Genomic DNA, 1716 nt, shown 5'->3' with positions numbered 1-1716 from the left:
TTACTAATCAGCATATTGGCTCGATCGACGACAATGTATGACCGGACGCGGAAGCTGTCCCCTGAGGTAGAATCGAAACTTGACAGCAAGGACGGCCGAGAATGAGCCGACAGCGATGTCAGCGCAGCGCGCGAAATACTCGGCTTAATTTTTGAGCGCATAGGTAGAACCTTGAATGGTTGCGCGGCCACGCCGCCAATCTGGTTGCGCTCGCACCCGCACGGCCCACCTCCAGGTGGCTGCCCGCAACTGGCCATCGCCTTTTGGCCGTCGGGGCGCTATTGGCAAGGTCACGATACGCCATGGTGATCTGAATGCGCTTTCTGTTTGTCCTGATCCTGCTCGTCGGCGCCGGCATCGGTGTCGTCTATCCCTGGGCGATGAGCAACTTCTCCGGCCATGAGATCGGCACCTGGCGGGTCTATGAGCAGGGCCGCTTCAAGCCGCTGACGGTGCCGCTCTCCGGCCGCGACGCGCCGGTGCGGGTGCTGGTCGACCTGACCGCAAGAGCAGAGCGCATCGTTTCGCAGCAGCGCACCGTGCTGACGCTGACCGCTGCAAGCAATGGCCGCACGGTGCTCGCCTCGACGCTGCAGTTCAACCATTCCGACAACCCTCGCCAGGTCAGTCCGCAACTGCCCGACAAGATCTTTCGCGACGAGGCCGGCGTGATCGCGACCGTCAGTCCGGGCCCCTATACCTTCACCGTTGGAGCGGGTGATGCCGACGACATACCGATGCGGGCGGTCGATCTCATCCTGCGCTCCGGCGCCGGCGAGATCGACAGCCGTGCACGGCCGGTCGGCTTCGCGCTGATGGCGATCGGCCTGATCGGATTCTTGCTGACTTTGCGCACTCGTGGCGGCCGGCCAGAAAATCCGAACTCGCAGCCGCCACCGCCGCGTTGGGGCAGGGGCTGATGCATGTCGCCCAAAAGTGTGCAGCGGTTTTGGGACAACGACATGCATAACGGCACAAAACCATGAACTACCGCCACGCCTATCATGCCGGGAATTTCGCTGACGTCGTCAAGCATGTCGTGCTGACGCGCTTGCTCGAGTATCTGAAGCAGAAGGATAAGGCGTTTCGGGTCGTCGACACCCATGCCGGCATCGGCCGCTACGACCTGTCGTCCGCCGAGGCGCAGAAGACGGGTGAGTGGCAAGGCGGCATCGGCAGGCTGATCGATGCCCCGTTCGCCGCTCCGGTGGCGGCGCTGCTCGCGCCTTATCTGGAGACTATACGGTCGCTCAACCCCGAGGGTGGCATCCAGAAGTACCCCGGCTCGCCGTTGATTGCGCGCCATCTCATGCGCAAGCAGGATCGGCTGACGGCGATCGAGCTGCACCCCAATGATGCCGCGAGGCTGAGGACGTTCTTTGCCGGCGATTTCCAGGCCCGGATCATCGAGCTCGATGGCTGGCTGGCGCTCGGCGCGCATCTGCCGCCGAAGGAAAAGCGCGGCCTTGTCCTCATCGATCCGCCATTCGAGGAAGCGGGTGAGTTCGAACGCCTCGTCGACGGGCTGATAAGGGCGCACAAGCGGTGGCCCGGCGGCATCTACGCGCTCTGGTATCCGATCAAGGACCGCAAGGCGATCATCGCCTTCCGCAAGGCGCTGAAGCAATCCGGCATTCCGAAGCTGCTCGATATCGAGTTCGAGATCAGGCCGGCCTCTTCGGAACCCAGCCTCGACGGCAGCGGTCTGCTGGTCGT

At 63.1% G+C, this 1716-nt stretch carries 2 protein-coding genes; both read left to right on the top strand.

Translation table 11 applies throughout. The features are described from left to right. Nucleotides 1-314: 314 nt before the first annotated feature. Nucleotides 315-920, top strand: coding sequence for a hypothetical protein (locus tag EOC06_RS36820; RefSeq protein WP_128310088.1), 606 nt, complete (start codon nucleotides 315-317; stop codon nucleotides 918-920). A 62-nt stretch (nucleotides 921-982) separates the two neighbouring features. Then, on the top strand, nucleotides 983-1716 hold a 734-nt coding region (locus EOC06_RS36815; protein ID WP_164898984.1), incomplete at its 3' end, for a 23S rRNA (adenine(2030)-N(6))-methyltransferase RlmJ.

This window comes from Mesorhizobium sp. M7A.F.Ca.MR.362.00.0.0 (assembly GCF_004023175.1).
GTDB lineage: Bacteria > Pseudomonadota > Alphaproteobacteria > Rhizobiales > Rhizobiaceae > Mesorhizobium.
The sequence above is the reverse complement of the archived record's forward strand: the minus strand, read 5'-3'. Positions and strand labels throughout refer to the sequence as shown.